This is a genomic window from Nonomuraea endophytica, from assembly GCF_014203235.1.
Lineage (GTDB): Bacteria > Actinomycetota > Actinomycetes > Streptosporangiales > Streptosporangiaceae > Nonomuraea > Nonomuraea endophytica.
On sequence record NZ_JACHIN010000012.1, the window covers coordinates 149,210 to 162,976 of the forward strand.

Here is a 13,767-nt window from a genome sequence, read left to right on the forward strand (position 1 = left end):
TTAGGGCCACTTCGTGACCCGCTGTTTTGATAAAGATCAAGGGCTTTGGGGAAGACCGGCGCGGGTCGGCCGCCGTTAGGGCCACTTCGTGACCCGCTGTTTTGATAAAGATCAAGGGCTTTGGGGAAGACCGGCGCGGGTCGGCCGCCGTTAGGGCCACTTCGTGACCCTGTGCGGGTCCGTCTCTTGGGATTGACGGCATTTGGGATTGACGGCGTTCCGTTCGGCTAGGGGATGAAGCTTTTCGGCCTGGGGCGGTAAGTACAGGTGACCGTACACACCAGGAAAGGCCGACATGCATGACACTCGCCCGCGAAGACGTCCACGTCGATGACGCGGTCCTCATCGAGAGATCGCTGACCGAGCCCGAGGTCTTCGCCGTGCTGTTCGACAGGTACGCCCCGTTACTGCATCGCTATGTGACCAGGCGGCTGGGGCCAGGTGAGGCGGAGGACGTCGTCGCCGACACCTTCCTGGCCGCCTTCCAGCGTCGGGGCGCATATGACAGGGGCCGCCCCGACGCCCGCCCCTGGCTGTACGGCATCGCCTCCAACGTGATCGGCAAGCGGCGGCGTACCGAGACCAGCCTCTACCGCGCCTACCTCCGCACCGGCGTGCACCCGGCGCAGACCGCGAACACGCAGGTGGAGGACGGTGTCAACACGCTGGCCGTCAACCTGCCGCTGGCGCGGGCGCTGCTGAAGCTCAAACAGGTCGATCGCGACGTGCTGCTGCTGGTCGCCTGGGCCGAGCTGAGCTACCAGGAGATCGCCGACGCGCTGGCCATCCCGCTGGGCACCGTCGGTTCCCGGCTCAACCGGGCCCGCGCCCAGATCCGCGAAGCCCTACCACCAAGAACGGGAGAATGACGGTGAACGAACTGAAGAGCATGTGGGCCACGGTCCGGCCCGGTACCGAGGAGGATCTCGCCGGAGCCAGGCGGCGGCTGATGAACGGCATGCGTCCCCGGCGCCGTTTCGCCACCGCCCCCAGGATGCTGGTCGCGGCGGGGGCCGCGGCGGCGGTCGTGGCCACGCCGTTGATCGTCGCGACCGGCACCCCGGCCTACGCGGTGACCACGAACCCGGACGGCACGATCACGCTGGCCGTCAACGAACTGCGCGACCCCGACGCGCTGGAGGCCGACCTGCGCGCGGCCGGCGTCGCGGCCGACGTGACGTTCCTGCCCACGGACACGTGGTGCGCCGAGACGCCCCGGTTCGACAGCGTGGACGCGGCGTACAACGGGAACGAGGTCCTCACGCGTGGCAAGGAGAAGGAGTGGCGCTCCTTCCAGGCCACCCGGATCCTCTCCCTGAGGGAGCTCAAGATCTCCCCTGAGCACATCCGGCCAGGCGAGACGGTCGTGCTGGAGTACTCGGAGACGCCTGCCGGTCCCGCTCCCTGGCGGCTCGGCACCTGGCTGGCCAAGGCGGGCAGCACCGTGAAGTCCTGCACGCCCGTTCCCCGCCCGGCCTCCTAGGCAAGGAACTCCCGCAGTGACCTCGGCGGCCGTCCCAGGAGGTCGGACACGGTCGTGGTCGTGTCCGCCCAGCGTCCGTCGCCGATCTGCGACATGAGTTCGGCCAGGTCACGGGCGACCTCGGCGGGCATGCCGCGCTTCTCCAGGTGGGCGGCGGCCTCCTCGACCGGCAGGTCCACGTAACGAACGGTGCGGCCGAGCGCCCGGGTCAGCTCGGCGGCGACCTCGTCGTGCGTGGGCGCCGCGGGCCCGGTGAGGTCGTAGGTGGTGTCGGCCCCGACCGGGCGGGTGAGCAGCACGGCCGCGACCGCCGCGACGTCATGGGCGTCGATGTAGCCGACGCCGCCGCTGCCGTACGAGCCGAAGATCCGCCCCTCTTCGTCGATGTCACCGGCGAGGTTCTGCATGTAGCCGACGGGCGCGAGGATCGACCACGGCACCCCTGACGCCTTGAGATGGCTGTCGACCTGCCCGTGCATGCCGAACCCGAGCAGGCTGCCCGACGTCACGCCGTACACCGAGACGGTCACCACCTGCGCCACTCCCACGGCGGCCGCGCGGTCGATGACCGCCTGGTGCGCCCGCACGAAACCCGGCCAGAGCGAGCTGTTGAGGAAGAGCCGGTCGCCGGGTTCCAGCGGGATGGTCTCCGGCCGTTCCAGGTCGCCGACCACGTAGTCGCAGCCCAGCTCCGGGCCCTGTTCGGCGCGCCGTACCACGGCTCGGGCGGCGCCGCCGAGCTCCTTGATCAGCGCGCGCCCGATCGTGCCCGTCGCGCCCGTCACCACGATCATCGCAACCTCCTAAGCGGAATGTAGGCTTCCGGTTCTATACTAAGCGGAAGCCTGTCGTCCAGTTCGGAGGAGTTCAATGCGCGCCGATGCCCGCCGCAATCGGGACAAGATCCTGGAGGCGGCCCGCGACGCGGTGGCCGAGCGCGGCGCCGACGCGCCGATGGAGCTGATCGCCCGCCGGGCCGGGGTCGGCGTCGGCACGCTCTACCGCCGCTTCCCCGACCGCTCCGTGCTGCTCGACGCGCTGGCGGAGCAGTACGTCCACGAGCTCCTCGACTCCCTCGACCGGGCCGTGGCGGCCGAGCCCGGCGCGTGGGCGGCCGTGCGCGCCTTCGTCGTCCACACCGTGGACAAGGGCCGCGGCGCCATCGCCGCGGCGCTGGCGGGAACCACCGCACCGCAGGCGAGGCAGGCGCTGGTGCTGCGTCTCGATGAGCTGGTACGGCAGGCGCAGGCGGCCGGGGCGATGCGCTCGGACGTGGGCGTCGACGACCTGATGGAGTTGCTCAGCGTGTTCGCCTGCCACCCGGGCGTCATCCCGGACCGTTTCCTGCCACTCATGCTCGACGGCTTGGAAAAACGCAGCTTGGAAAAGGCGGCCCGAAAAGCATAGTTTCCGCTAATTCCTGCCATGGAAACGCGGTCCAAGAAGTATGGAGTTAACCAGACTTTCGGGGATGAACAGGGCGCTGGGCTTAACTGGAGAAATGAGCGAAGAGCCCAGGGTGGGGCCGGTGCCGGACGGGCCGCCGCAGTCCCGTCCCTACCACCACCCGGCCGCCGGATGGGGAGCGGCCAAGGCCGTGACCGAGTTCGTGGTGCACGAGCGCGAGTTCGTCGACGGCCCCCGCGCCCTGCTGCGCATGAACCACGAGAACGGCGGCTTCGACTGCCCGGGCTGCGCGTGGCCGGACACCGAGGCCCTGAGCCTGGACATCTGCGAGAACGGCGTCAAGCACGTCACCTGGGAGATGACCGGCAAGCGGGTCGGCAGGGAGTTCTTCGCCGCCCACACGGTGAGCGAGCTGTCGCGGTGGAGCGACTTCGCGCTGGAGGACCAGGGCCGGTTGACCGAGCCGATGTCCTACGACGCCGCCTCCGACCGCTACGTCCCCATCAGCTGGGAGGAGGCGTTCGAGCTGTTCGGCCGGACGGTACGCGAGCTGGACGACCCGAACCAGGCCGCGTACTACACCTCGGGACGGCTGGGCAACGAGGCCACCTTCCTCTACCAGCTCATGGCCCGCGAACTGGGCACCAACAACCTGCCCGACTGCTCCAACATGTGCCACGAGGCCAGCGGCCGCGCCCTGCACGCCTCGCTCGGCACCGGCAAGGGCACCGCCGACCTCAAGGACTGGGACAGCGCCGACGCGCTCTTCATCATGGGGGTCAACGCGGCGTCCAACGCCCCGAGGATGCTCACCAGCCTCGCCGGGGCCTACCGCCGCGGCGCCAAGATCGTGCACATCAACCCGATGATCGAGGCGGGCGCCACCAGGACGATCATCCCGCACGAGTTCACGCAGATGGCGTTGTTCCGGGCGACCCGCACCAGCACCCTGAACCTGCAGGTGCGCATCGGCGGCGACATGGCGCTGATGCGCGGCATCGCCAAGGCGACGCTGGAGCGGGCGCAGAGCGATCCCCGGGCCGTGGACCAGGAGTTCATCGACCGGCACACGACCGGGTTCGCGGAGTACAAGGCCCTGTGCGAAGCCACCCCCTGGGAGGAGATCGAACGGCAGAGCGGCCTCCGACACGACGACATCATGCGGGCCGCCCGCGTGTATCGCGGCGCCGACCGCAGCATCATCAGCTGGTGCCTGGGCGTCACCCAGCACGAGCACGGCGTCGACACCATCCGGGAGATCGTCAACGTGCTCCTGCTCCGCGGCAACCTGGGCCGGGAGGGCGCGGGGCCGTCGCCGGTACGCGGGCACAGCAACGTCCAGGGCAACCGGACGTGCGGCATCGACCACCGGCCGCCCAAGGAGTTCCTGGACCGGCTGGCGCAGGTGTGCGGCATCGACCCGCCGCGCGCCGACGGCCTGGACACGGTGACCACCATCGAGGCGATGCACCGCGGCGAGGTGAAGGTATTCGTCGGCATGGGCGGGAACTTCGCCATGGCCGCGCCCGACACCCCCTACACCCATGCCGGACTGCGCTCGTGCGAGCTGACCGTCCACGTGAGCACCAAGCTGAACCGCAGCCACCTCGTCCACGGCCGCCGGGCGCTCATCCTGCCGTGCCTGGGCCGTACCGAGAAGGACGTGCAGCGCAGTGGCGTGCAGCAGACCTCGGTCGAGGATTCGATGAGCATGGTGCATCTGTCGGCCGGGATGAAACGCCCCGCCTCACCCCGCCTGCTGTCGGAACCGGCCATCATCGCCGGCCTGGCCCGCGCCGCCCTCCCGCGGAGCGACACCCCCTGGGACTGGTACGTCGAGGACTACGACCGCATCCGCGACACCATGGCCCAGGTCCTGGACGGATTCGAGGACTTCAACCGCCGGGTCCGCCTGCCCATGGGCTTCCGCATCAAGCAGCCCGCCCGCGAGCTGATCTTCCTGACGCCCTCGGGCCAGGCCGAGTTCTCCACCGCCCGGCTGCCCGACGTCGTCCCCGCGCCCGGCACGCTGATCCTGGGCACCATGCGCTCCCACGACCAGTGGAACACCACGATCTACTCCGACAACGACCGCTACCGCGGCATCAAGAACCTGCGCACGCTCGTCTTCATGAACGCCGACGACATGCGCGAACGCGGCATCGGCCAGCTCGATCCCGTCGACATCACCAGCACCGCCAGGGACGGCACCACCCGCTCCCTGCGCGGCTACCTGGCTGTCCAGCACAACCTGCCCAAAGGCTGCGCCGCCGGATACATGCCCGAGATGAACGTCCTGTGCTCCATCACCGACCACAGCACGCAGAGCGACCAGCCGTTGATGAAACACCTCCGGGTCACCATCAGCCCGGCCGCCTGAGGTCACGGCAGGAGGCGGACGATCTCCTCGATCACCAGCCCTGGCTCGTCCTGCGGGACCATGTGCGCGGACTTCCCGGCCACGACGTGCCTGCCGTGCGGCAGCGCCGCGACGAGCCGGCGATGGCTGGCCATCAGGTCCGGCCGTACGCGCCGCTCCATCGCGGTCGAGGTCAGCGCTCCGCTGATGGCCGTCACCGGCACCGGCGGGAGCGGTCGGGTGGAGTCGCGCAGCCGGGCCAGCCCCTCCGCGAGCGCCTCGAACTCCGCCCGGGTGGCCCGCAGCTCCGATGTCCGGGTCATCTCGGCCACCGCCTCGGCCCGCATGTCCGCCGGGAACAGGCGCAGGATGCGGCGTACCTCCGAGGTGATGGTCTTGACGCCGAGCCGGGACAGGACGATCAGCGCCGACTGCAGGGCGAGCGCGGCGGCCCTGGTGCGCCGCGCGTAGTAGATGTCCAGGTCCTCGGCCGCCTGGTCGATCAGCACGAGCGCGGCCACCCGCTCGGGGTGCGCGGCCGCGTAACCGCGGATGATCGGCCCGCCCAGGCTGTGACCGGCCAGAATGTACGGCCCCGCCCCCAGGTGATCCAGCAGGTGCCCCAGGTCGGCCACCATGCGCTCCAGGTCGCGCCGGGCCGGATCGCGGTCGCTGCGCCCGAGCCCGGCCCGGTCGTAGGCCACCACCGTCGTGTGCTTGGCCAGGTCGGGCAGCACCAGCCCCCACTCGGTACGGGTCGCCCCGAGCCCCGACTCGAACACCACGACCGGCCCGCCGGAGCCCTGGGTCACGTAGTGCAGCCGCCGCCCGTCCGGCAGAGTCGCGTACCTGGAGTCGCCGAAGACGCTAGACACTGAGGTTCTCCTTCTTCACCGGAACAAGATCATGCTGGATCGTCCGCGCCGCCGACGCGATGATCAGGCCCGCCACCAGCGCGGGGATCGCCATCCCCCGCGCGCCGCCGGACCCGATCAGCCAGGCGCCGGCCAGCCCGCCCACCGCGAGGCTGATGCCGAAGAAGCTGGCCGTGTAGGTGCGCTGCGCGGGCGCGGTCACCGAGACCATGATGAGCGTGATCAGCGGCAGGATCAGCGGCGTCAGCATCAACCCGACGAAGAACGCGATCAGGCACAGCACCACGTTAGGCGCGTTGACCCCCAGCGCGAACGCGCCGCCGCAGCAGACCAGGAGCACGGCGATCACATAGGGGACCCGGCGCGGGTCCGACGTGAAGAGCCCGTCGAGCCGCCGCCCGAGCGTCACCAGCACCACGATCGTCGCGGCGGAACAGATCGCGGTGAAGATCCCGCGCGCCTCGGTCTCCAGCCCCCAGCGTTCCTTGAGGTGCACCGACAGGAACGTCGCCGCTGGCACCAGCAGCATCCCGAACGCGACGAAGCACGCGAAGACCCTCCGCAACGTCCTGGACCGCAGCAGCCCGCCGCCACCCTCCGGGACCTCGAAGCGGCCGATGCCCGGGTCGCGCAGCCGCAGCGCGAACAGGCAGCCCAGCATCGACACGGTGCCGAGCACCACGAACACGGTCCGCCAGTCCAGGTCCAGCCATCCGGCCAGCGCCGACACGGTGAGCGGGCTCAGGATCGCGCCCGCGGGGGTGGCGGCGCCGTACAGGGCCAGCACCCGGCCGCGGACGGCGGGTTCGTACAGGTCGGCCAGGAGGGGCGAGTGCAGCGCGAGCTGGCTCCCGTTGGCCAGGCCGCTCAACACGAGCAGCACGCCGACCATCCAGACGCTGTCCGCGAACGCCATCGCGATCGTCGACAGGCTCCAGACGAAGCCGGTGACGATGGAGATCACCGCGCGCCGCGGCCGGCCGCCGACCAGCGCGGCCATCAGGAACGGCGCGGCTCCCACGGCCAGCAGCTGGATCGCCAGCAACGTGGCGAGCGCACTGGCCGAGACGCCGAGCGAGCTGGTCATGTCCGGCGCGAGCACGCTGAGCGCCTGGTTGACGAAGGCGTCGGTGATCGCCAGCATGCCGACGGCGAGGACGGGATAGAGCCTCATGATGGGTCGAACATGATCGGCTTGACCTCGCCTCGGCCGTACAGCTCGGCCTGGCCGGGCATCGACACGCTCCACGACCGCATGCCGTACGGGCCGAAAGCCACGATCCGCAGACACGGACCGCCCGCGTAGGCCCGCCCGCCGGAGAAGTAGGTGGCGCGCAGCGGCACCTCAAGCTCCAGCAGCGCACCCCCGCGACCGGGCACCCCGGGCGCGAGCCGGTGCGCCTCACCATAGGTCTCATCCGGTACGGCCGGCGCCACCTTCTCCAGCGCGTCCAGCGGATCCTCGGCCGCCGAGCGCCAGGCCAGCCAGACCATCGCGTCCACCGAATCGGGAGCGGCGTGCCCGTCGAAGCCGAGCAGCCTGCGCAGCAGCAGGCGATGCCCGCCGGGCCATCCGGCGACGCGGGCGGGGTCGGCCGCCGCGGCGTCGGCGAGCCTGGCCTGCCACAGCGGGGTGTCCATCCAGCGGTCCTCCAGCGCCCACGCGGTCACCTCCTCGACGTCGGTGGCGTAGGCCCTGCTCAACAGTTCGACGCTGCGCCGGCCTCGGCTGGTGTCGCGGCCCGCCTCGTCGTTGAAGGCGTCGCGGTGCCAGTGCCCGGGAGACAGCGCCGGGTCGGGGGCCACCGTGTCGGGCGCGGTATTGCAGTTCTGGAGATATCCGGACACGGGGTTGGCCAGCTGCACCAGCTCGGCCGCCGCGCGGATGCCCTTCCAGGCGGTCGCCGAGGTGTTGCCGTCCAGCACGCCCCGCTTGCCGTCCTGCACGCCCTGCTTGCTGTCCCGCACGCCCCGCTCGCTGTCCCGCACGCCCGGCTTGCCGTCATGCACGCCCCGCGTCTCGAAGTCGCGCACGGGCACCCGGCCGGTGCGCAGGTAGAAGCAGTCGCCCGCGGAGTCGGCCGCCAGCAGGTTCTGCGGCGGGAAGTCGCAGGCGTCCAGCGCCGCGCGCAGCGCGCCGGTGTCCCGGGCCCGCAGCATCGCCATGAACTGCCGCTCGGTCTGCCCCGCCCGTCCCATGTACGGCGTGCACACCACGTAGACGGCGGCGTCGTCCCTGGCCACGACCGGGGCGATCACGCCGTTGTGGAGCACGTAGGCATGGCCCTCGTACTCCAGGACCTCCCTGGTCTCGCCGTCGTAGCGGTAGACGTCGCCGTCCACCTCGATGCGGTAGGCGTCGGACACGCGCGGCCCGCCGGTCGTCAGGCCCCAGGCGACGTCGCGGTTGTGGGCCAGCGGCGGCAGCATCGCGCCCAGGAAGCCGAACCCGGTGTAGTGCAGGTCGCCGCCCTTGACGACGGCCTCGTACATCTCGAAGGCGCCGCCGAAGGGCAGGTGCGGGTCGCTGACCAGGATCGTCTCGCCGGCCGCTGTCCGCCACGGCCTGAGCACCCAGGCGTTGGAGCCGGGCGGGACCAGGGCGCGGTCCAGCTCGGAGGCCGGGGCCGCCGGGGTGACGCCGGCCGCGCGCAGTGCCGTGATGGCGTCGACGATGACCCAGTACAGCATCACGGTGCGGTTGACGCCGATGGGCAGCGCGGGCTCCAGCGGCGGCGCCCACGCGGGCACGTCGGCCGGGTGCTCGTCCATCCACGCCGCGATCCCGGCCATGAACGCCACGTAGCACTCGCGCAGCTCGGCCGGGAGGCTGTCGAACCCGCGCCTGGCCTCTTCGAGCACCTGCCAGCGGCGCTGGTTGGCATCGCGCTCGGGCTCGCCGAGTTCGCCGCGTACCAGCCTGTACTGGTTCAGCACGCCCCGCAGGTCGTCCTGCGCCTGGGCGTAGCCGAGGCCGAAGTAGGCGGCGGGTTCGCTGGTGGCGTCGAGCAGCGGCGTGCCGTACGGATCGCGGTGGATGCGCACCGAACCCCACGAATTGTCCATGGGCTCAACAGTGCGTGAAGAGCTTCTTCCGGACCTTGTCCGATCGGCCAAGAACCTGCCCTAACCGTTGGCCGATGGGCTCAGCGGTGCGTGGCTGACGTCGATCGTGCCCGCCCGGTGCAGGCTGTACGCGGCGGTTACGGCGGGCGACGGTAAGTTACTGGGTACCATGTACGCGTAGGGGAGGGTGAAGCGGTGACCGACGCCGAGTACGTGAACATCTGGATGCGGCCCGAACGCCCGGCCCGCGGCCCGAAACCGGCCTACAGCCGCGCCCAGATCACCGAAGCGGCGATCCACGTCGCCGACACCGAAGGCCTGGAAGCCGCCACCATGCGGCGCATCGCCGCCGAGATCGGCGCCGGCGCGATGTCCCTCTACCGCTACGTCCCCAGCCGCGACAACCTGGTCGAGCTCATGGCCGACCGGCTCCAGGGCGAGATCGACACCACCGGCATGCCCTCCGGTGACTGGCGCGCCGACCTGAGCCAATACGCCGACGGGCTACGGGCCATGTGGCTGCGCCACCCCTGGATCGCCACCGTGCAACGCTCGCTGCCCAGCTTCGGCCCCAACCAGCTCCTCCTGATCGAACGGCTGATGGCCGTGCTCGACCCCGTCGTCCCCATCGACGAGAACCTGGCCCTCATGGGCATGCTGAACACCTACATCGAGGGCGCCGTCCGCGAAGAGATCAGCACGGCCAACGAGATCCGCCGCAGCGGGCTCACCGAAGCGCAGTGGATGACGCGCAGCTACCCCTACATCGACCAGCTGGTGAAAAGCGGCGACTATCCGATCTTCACCAAGATCGTGATGGAGGCGCGCCACCCGCACCTCAGCCGCGACGACCAGTTCCGGCACGGGCTCCAGCGCGTCCTCGACTACATCGCCGCGGCCCTTCCGGATTAGAGGCTCTTCTTCTGGTAGCCGATCTTCCCCAGGTTGGGGTAGCGGCTGTTGCACCAGGCGAAGGAGTCCTTGTTGGGGCTCACCCACGTGCCGTAGTACGTGACCTTCTTGCTGTAGTCGTTCCAGCACTCGATCCGGACGCGGACCCAGCCGTAACCCGCGTTGCACCTGGCGAAGCCGCCGTCACCGGAGCCGCCCGTCATCTGGCCGCTGTAGCACTTGGAGGGCGGGGCGGGGTCGGCGTGCGCGGCGGCGGGGACCGCGACGATGCCCAGGACCAGGGCGGCTGTGACGGTGAGCTTCTTGAGCATGGGTTCTTCCCTCTTCGGCGTGATCTTGGGCGTCAGAGGCTACAGAGGGTGGCTTTGGTTTCGCTTTCGGTCCCGATCCGTGCTCCCGTGAAGCCCGGATGCGCGTTTCTCACGGGCTCAGCAGCGCTGGCCGTTCAGGAGGTTGATGGTGGTGTTGAAGTTCACCGTGATGCAGTGGTAGGTGCCGGAGGGGATCGAGACCGTGCCGCCGCCGGGGCCGGCCGGACCGGTGCATCCGCTGGCGATGATGTAGTACCCCAGCAGGTCGGACAGCAGGAAGCGGTTGCCGCTCGCGCACGTGTAGATCGCCGCTGACGCGGAGGCCGGTGGGGTGGTGATCGTGCAGGCCAGGGCGGCCGCCATGGCGACGGCCAGGATGCTCCTTCTCACGGTGTCCCTTCCTGTCGAGGTCCCGGCGCCCCAAGGAGGCGCCGGGACCGTTACGGTATGGCGGTCAGGAACGGGTGATCTTCACGTCGTCCACGCCCGCCTCGATCAGGCTGGCCGTACCCGCGTCAGCCGTCTCGACCAGCAGCCGGACGGTCTGTCCCGCGAAGGACGACAGGTTGATCGTCGCGGCCTGCCAGGCGCCGGCCCGGTTGGCGGCCGAGCCGAGCTGCTGCAACACGACGGTGTTCGTCGTCCCGGACACGACCCGGACGCGGAAGTAGTCGGCGCTGCTTGCGTTGTTGAGATGCGCCAGGTACCACGACAGCGTCAGTGTCAGCGTCCCTGTCGGCAGCGCGATCTCCGGCGAGCGGACGCTGGTGGCGCCGCCGTCGACGTCGTACGTGCCCGCACTGCTACCGGCCAGGCGGCCGGTCACCAGGTCGTTGACGCCGCTGACTGTGGTGCCGAGCTGCAGGCCGACGCCGGAGCTCGTGGCCTCCGGGTCACCCCGCTCCCAGGCGCCGGTGGTGGCGGTGTCGGTGCCCGAGGCGTTCGTGGTCCAGCCCAGCGAGGTCTCGAACGTGTCGTTGAAGACCACGTTGCCGATCGTGCCCACGTTCAGGGTGAACGGGGCGGTGCGGTCCATCGAGGTTCCGTCACCGGTGACGATGACGTTGTAGGTGGCGGTTGGCGTGCCCGCGGGCACGTTGATCGTCATCGTCGAGGACGCGCCCGAGGTCACGCTCGACGGGCTGAACGTCGCCGTCACGCCGGCGGGCAGTCCGGAGGCCGAGAAGGTGACCGTCTGCGCCGGCGGCGTGGTGGTCGTCGTGCTCACGGTCGAGGTGGCCGTCGCACCTGGTTGTACGGTCGCCGACGTCGGGTTCAGCTCCATCGAGAAGGCGGGGCCGCCACCCTGGCACGAGGCCGGCTCACCGGCGGCGGCCGGCACGCTCACGGCCAGCCAAGCGGCCTTGGTGGCGTCGAACTCGGCGCAGGAGCCGGGGAACGACTGGATCGCGGCTTCCAGCGAGGCCTTGCGGGCCAGCGAGTGGGTCCACGTCGCGGTCTTGCGCAGCAGCGTCGCCATGAAGATCTGGCCGGCCTTGCGCGGGCCCAGCCCGGTCAGCGTGGTGGAGTTGCAGGTCGGGCTCTGCGGCTGCCCGTTGGTCGGGTTGGTGCCCTCGGCCAGCAGGTAGAACCAGTGGTTCTGGACACCGGCGGCCGCGTGGACCTCCATGCCGGGCACCGAGGAGGAGAAGCAGTTGGGGTTGCCGGAGATCAGCGACGGCTGGTGCATGTAGCGGATCGGGCCGCTGCCCACCAGGTTGACCTCTTCGCCGACGCTGTAGTCGGGCGGGTCGAGGTTGGCCGGCTCGTTGGCGAACCACTCGGTCAGCGCGCCGAAGATGTCGCCGGTCGACTCGTTGAGGCCGCCCTTCTCGTTGCTGCCGGTCGAGCCGCCGGGAGTGGTCTGGAAGATGGCGTGGCCGTACTCGTGCGCGACGACGTCGATCGGGGTGACCTGGCGCTGGTTGTCCTGGGAGCGGCCGAAGCTGGTGTAGCTGCCGTTCCAGAAGGCGTTGACGGCGTTGAGCCCGACACGCGCGGGGAAGCCGCCGCCGGTGCCGTTGATGCCGTTACGGCCCAGCCACTGGCTGAGCATGTCCCATTCCTTGCCCGCCGCGAACAGCGTGTCCACGCAGGCGGTCTCCAGGTTCGTGCCGGAGCCGTTGCCCCAGTTGTCGTCGGTCCCGGTGTACGTCGCGCCGTCCTGGCCGCCGCACCGGATGCCCGTACGGACCGGGTCGGCCATCGAGAAGCTGGTGCCCGAGCCGGAGGTGCCGATGGTGACCGGGTTGCCGTTGTAGTAGCTGTTGCCGGTGCCGTCCATGACCAGGTCGGACTTCTCGATGACCTGGCCGTTCACGGCGTCGACGAACACGTGCAGCTTCGTCTCGCGCCCCTGGTTCATGCCGTCGACCCGCACCTCGTACGCCAGCCGTCCCGCACCCTCGGCGAAGACGCTGAGCTGCGGCGCGGAGACCGAGGCGACCTCGGGGACCAGAGCGCGCGCGACGTCGGCGGCCTTGTCGGCGCTGATGGCCGGTTTGGTGGCGACGTTCAGCGCCTGGGTCTGCGCGATGGACGTGCTCAGCACGCCGCCATCGGAGTTGGTCACGACGACGAAGTCGCCGCCACGGACCGGCAGGCCGGCGTGGGTGCGTTCGTAGGAGACGTAGTTCAGTCCGTTCTGGCCGGGGGTCACGCCCCGGCGCACGAAGGCGTCCTTGGCTGAGACGCGCAGAACGCCGGGCTCGGACTCCACGAGGCGGTCGGCCGCCTGGACGGCCGCGGTGGCCGGGTCCGGAGGTGCGGCGGTCTCTGCCGCCAGGGCGGTCTGGCCCGAGGCGATCGAGGCCGACATCGCCACGAGCAGGCTGGTGGTGCTCGCGACGAGCGCTAACGCGAGTTTGCGTTTCACGCGGTGCTCCTTCTGGGTGAGCGGCCGCGGCTGGGGGTACGTCGGCCGCCGGGGGGTGTGCGAGATCTCCCCAGAGATCTCTGGCATAGCTCCGCGGTGATCGATCAGGAAGGGAGGAAGACGGAGCTTCCTGCATCTGACGTGAGATCTAAAAGGGCGTCAATATGTGCGGAAATACTTGGAAATTCATCGACAACAGATGATGTATCGGTCCAAAAGCGCCCGAACCTCCCTGAGCAGGCCCTTCTTGCTCAGGGCGTCGTGGCCGTAATTCGTTACGGCCTTTCTTCGCGACAGTTTCTGGCTCCACCGAGTATTGACAAGTAAAGGCAAAGGGAATTGCGCCCCGCACCCGGGTGCTCACCGCCGCAAGACCACAATGACCGACGGCAACGTCACCGGGGCCCCTTCGCGGCCCCTTCCAGGTCGGTCTGAGAAGCGGCCACAACCTGGCCGCTTCCCTTGCGAAGGTGGTCACA

General features: G+C 70.0%; 12 protein-coding genes. 5 read left to right on the forward strand and 7 right to left on the reverse strand.

What is annotated here, in order from left to right; translation table 11 throughout:
* Nucleotides 1–299: 299 nt before the first annotated feature.
* Nucleotides 300–869, forward strand: a complete 570-nt coding sequence (locus HNR40_RS37130) for an RNA polymerase sigma factor (RefSeq protein ID WP_184969884.1) — start codon at nt 300–302, stop codon at nt 867–869.
* Nucleotides 870–871: 2 nt separating this feature from the next.
* Entirely contained in the window at nt 872–1,483 is a 612-nt protein-coding gene (locus tag HNR40_RS37135; RefSeq protein WP_184969886.1) for a hypothetical protein, read from the forward strand.
* On the opposite strand, the gene HNR40_RS37140 is transcribed toward HNR40_RS37135, so the two are convergent.
* Nucleotides 1,480–2,277, reverse strand: a complete 798-nt coding sequence (locus HNR40_RS37140; protein WP_184969888.1) for an NAD(P)H-binding protein — start codon at nt 2,275–2,277, stop codon at nt 1,480–1,482. The two genes, HNR40_RS37135 and HNR40_RS37140, sit on opposite strands and share 4 nt — an antisense overlap.
* Before the next feature lie 76 nt (nt 2,278–2,353).
* Between HNR40_RS37140 and HNR40_RS37145 the strand changes: the two genes are divergently transcribed.
* Nucleotides 2,354–2,890: a TetR/AcrR family transcriptional regulator gene (locus tag HNR40_RS37145; RefSeq protein WP_184969890.1), complete on the forward strand. Its 537-nt coding sequence runs from the start codon at nt 2,354–2,356 to the stop codon at nt 2,888–2,890.
* A 94-nt stretch (nt 2,891–2,984) separates the two neighbouring features.
* The gene (locus HNR40_RS37150; protein ID WP_184969892.1) at nt 2,985–5,270 is read left to right on the forward strand and encodes an FdhF/YdeP family oxidoreductase; all 2,286 of its coding nucleotides are present in this window, start codon (nt 2,985–2,987) and stop codon (nt 5,268–5,270) included.
* Nucleotides 5,271–5,272: 2 nt separating this feature from the next.
* Here the strand turns inward: HNR40_RS37150 and HNR40_RS37155 are convergent, their stop codons facing one another.
* The 3 genes from HNR40_RS37155 to HNR40_RS37165 are packed head-to-tail and all read right to left on the reverse strand — an operon-like array spanning nt 5,273 to nt 9,190.
* A complete protein-coding gene (locus HNR40_RS37155; RefSeq protein ID WP_184969894.1) occupies nt 5,273–6,124 on the reverse strand; it encodes an alpha/beta fold hydrolase in 852 nt (283 codons plus the stop codon).
* Complete coding sequence (locus HNR40_RS37160; RefSeq protein WP_184969897.1) at nt 6,117–7,298, reverse strand: MFS transporter; 1,182 nt, start codon at nt 7,296–7,298, stop codon at nt 6,117–6,119. Before HNR40_RS37160 ends, HNR40_RS37155 begins: the two co-directional genes overlap by 8 nt.
* Nucleotides 7,295–9,190, reverse strand: coding sequence for a penicillin acylase family protein (locus tag HNR40_RS37165; RefSeq protein WP_184969899.1), 1,896 nt, complete (start codon nt 9,188–9,190; stop codon nt 7,295–7,297). Before HNR40_RS37165 ends, HNR40_RS37160 begins: the two co-directional genes overlap by 4 nt.
* A gap of 195 nt (nt 9,191–9,385) precedes the next feature.
* Here HNR40_RS37165 and HNR40_RS37170 point away from each other — a divergent pair, with 195 nt between their 5' ends.
* The gene (locus HNR40_RS37170; RefSeq protein WP_184969901.1) at nt 9,386–10,102 is read left to right on the forward strand and encodes a TetR/AcrR family transcriptional regulator; all 717 of its coding nucleotides are present in this window, start codon (nt 9,386–9,388) and stop codon (nt 10,100–10,102) included.
* On the opposite strand, the gene HNR40_RS37175 is transcribed toward HNR40_RS37170, so the two are convergent.
* The 3 genes from HNR40_RS37175 to HNR40_RS37185 all read right to left on the reverse strand — a co-directional run bounded on the left by HNR40_RS37175 (nt 10,099) and on the right by HNR40_RS37185 (nt 13,288).
* Nucleotides 10,099–10,413, reverse strand: coding sequence for a hypothetical protein (locus HNR40_RS37175; protein ID WP_184969903.1), 315 nt, complete (start codon nt 10,411–10,413; stop codon nt 10,099–10,101). The two genes, HNR40_RS37170 and HNR40_RS37175, sit on opposite strands and share 4 nt — an antisense overlap.
* 117 nt (nt 10,414–10,530) lie before the next feature.
* Nucleotides 10,531–10,803, reverse strand: a complete 273-nt coding sequence (locus HNR40_RS37180; protein WP_184969905.1) for a hypothetical protein — start codon at nt 10,801–10,803, stop codon at nt 10,531–10,533.
* A gap of 64 nt (nt 10,804–10,867) precedes the next feature.
* A complete protein-coding gene (locus tag HNR40_RS37185) occupies nt 10,868–13,288 on the reverse strand; it encodes a M4 family metallopeptidase (protein WP_312896661.1) in 2,421 nt (806 codons plus the stop codon).
* Nucleotides 13,289–13,767: the final 479 nt, after the last annotated feature.

What these genes read in the sequence shown, in the direction of transcription:
- HNR40_RS37150 (WP_184969892.1), top strand. Translation starts at nt 2,985, where the DNA reads ATGAGCGAAGAGCCCAGGGTGGGGCCGGTGCCGGACGGGCCGCCGCAG.
- HNR40_RS37145 (WP_184969890.1), top strand. Translation starts at nt 2,354, where the DNA reads ATGCGCGCCGATGCCCGCCGCAATCGGGACAAGATCCTGGAGGCGGCC.
- HNR40_RS37130 (WP_184969884.1), top strand. Translation starts at nt 300, where the DNA reads ATGACACTCGCCCGCGAAGACGTCCACGTCGATGACGCGGTCCTCATC.
- HNR40_RS37140 (WP_184969888.1), bottom strand. Translation starts at nt 2,277, where the DNA reads ATGATCGTGGTGACGGGCGCGACGGGCACGATCGGGCGCGCGCTGATC.
- HNR40_RS37165 (WP_184969899.1), bottom strand. Translation starts at nt 9,190, where the DNA reads ATGGACAATTCGTGGGGTTCGGTGCGCATCCACCGCGATCCGTACGGC.
- HNR40_RS37160 (WP_184969897.1), bottom strand. Translation starts at nt 7,298, where the DNA reads ATGAGGCTCTATCCCGTCCTCGCCGTCGGCATGCTGGCGATCACCGAC.
- HNR40_RS37175 (WP_184969903.1), bottom strand. Translation starts at nt 10,413, where the DNA reads ATGCTCAAGAAGCTCACCGTCACAGCCGCCCTGGTCCTGGGCATCGTC.